This window comes from Nocardioides sp. NPDC058538, assembly GCF_042719275.1.
Taxonomy (GTDB): Bacteria; Actinomycetota; Actinomycetes; order Propionibacteriales; family Nocardioidaceae; genus Nocardioides.
On the sequence record NZ_JBHXNY010000078.1, the window covers coordinates 1 to 1,694 of the forward strand.

Consider the following 1,694-nt stretch of genomic DNA (forward strand, 5'->3'; position numbering starts at 1 on the left):
CTATGTGAAGTCTCAAGAGATCGAGGACGCTTCTGTCTCGTGACATCGTGGACAGCCGGTCTCACGACATCCTGGACGGTTCGGTTCTGGTATGGACTCGAACCACGTGGCCGCAGATGTGCGGTGGGCGATTGCGAACTGGCCAGATGATGCTGAGCGCGGTGCGGTGACGCGCTTTTGTGAGCGGCACGGCATCAGCCGGTCGGTGTTCTACAAGATCCAGCGGCAGGCGCGCGAGCAAGGTCCCGTCGGCGCGACGGAGCCGGGATCAAGGCGGCCCCATCACAGCCCGACGCGTACGGACCCGGCCGTGATCGAGCATGCGCTGGCGGTCCGGGCGTGGCTGGTTGAGCAGGGCCTCGATGCTGGCCCGCGCTCGGTGGTTGCCAGGATGCAGCGCCAGGGACTGAACCCACCATCACGAGCGACGCTCGCCAGGGCGTTCGCCGCGGCCGGGGTGTCCAAGCCTGAGCCGCGCAAGCGTCCACGGGCAGCGAATCGACGCTTCGTCTACCCGGCACCGAACTGCTGCTGGCAGATCGACGCCTTCGCGTGGTCACTTCGCGACGGCACGGTGGTTGCGATCCATCAGGTCCTCGACGACCACACCCGCATGGCGGTAGCGACCCTGGTTGCCGACGGCGAAACCGCCAAGGCGGCCGTGCAGGTTGTCTCGACCGCGGTACGACGGTGGGGCGTCCCGCAGCGAGTGTTGTCGGACAACGGGCTGGCGTTCAACCCCACGCGCCGGGGGTTCACCGGCAAGCTGGTCGACTACCTCCTCGATCTAGGCGTCAGGCCGATCACCGGCAAGCCTGGGCGGCCCACCACTCAGGGCAAGAACGAACGGCTCCACCAGACCCTGCAGAAGTGGCTCAACGCACGACCACCCGCTGCAACGGTCGCCGACCTTCAGGCGCTGGTTGATGAGTTCGACCGGTACTACAACCACGAACGCGTCCATCAGGCCTTGGACGGCCTGACTCCGGCCGAAGCCTGGGCTGCCACTGATCCTGCCCCAGAGCCCGTGGCCGAACCCCGGATGCCCTCGGTGCCGTCCTCGACAGTCAGCTCCGTCGATGTCTCTGTCGACGGCACCGCGATGCCGGCGACCGGCAGCAGGACGTCGCTGGCGTTGCACGCGGCTGCGGGTACCGCTGACTTGAAGGTCAGACAGAACGGTCAGATCAAGGCGCTCAGCTGCCTGTTCTACGTAGCCACCAGCCGCGCTGGCCAGACCGTCCACGTCTTGTGGGACGAGACCACCGTCGAGATCTTCACTCACGACGGCGAGCACATCATCAGCTATCCAAGACCAGCGAGCACTGGGATGTACTACGGACCCCGCACGGCCCGTCAGGGCACACCCGTCAAGGGCATCAACCAGAACCCATCGGCCGGCGTCACCGGGACCGCCGAACGCACCGTTTCCAAGGGCGGCTACGTCGGCGTGCTCGCCTGCAAGTTCTACGCCGGCTACAAACGCCACAGCCAGCAGGTCACGATCACCTGGAACGCTACGACCGTCACCATCACCGACACGACCGGGCAGATGATCGCCAGCTACGCCAAACCGTCCCAGCCCGGAGGCTGGCACGGCCCCACCGAGGCTCAACCGTCCACGACGTCCTGAGACATGCCGATGTCCACGATGTCATGAGACATATCCGTGCACGATCTCCCGAGACATCACA

1 protein-coding gene is annotated in these 1,694 nt (G+C 65.8%); it reads left to right on the forward strand.

All coding sequences use genetic code 11. From position 1 onward, the window contains the following. Positions 1–91 precede the first annotated feature (91 nt). Positions 92–1,633, forward strand: coding sequence for an integrase core domain-containing protein (locus tag ACFWQC_RS28295; RefSeq protein ID WP_378686168.1), 1,542 nt, complete (start codon positions 92–94; stop codon positions 1,631–1,633). Positions 1,634–1,694 lie beyond the last annotated feature (61 nt).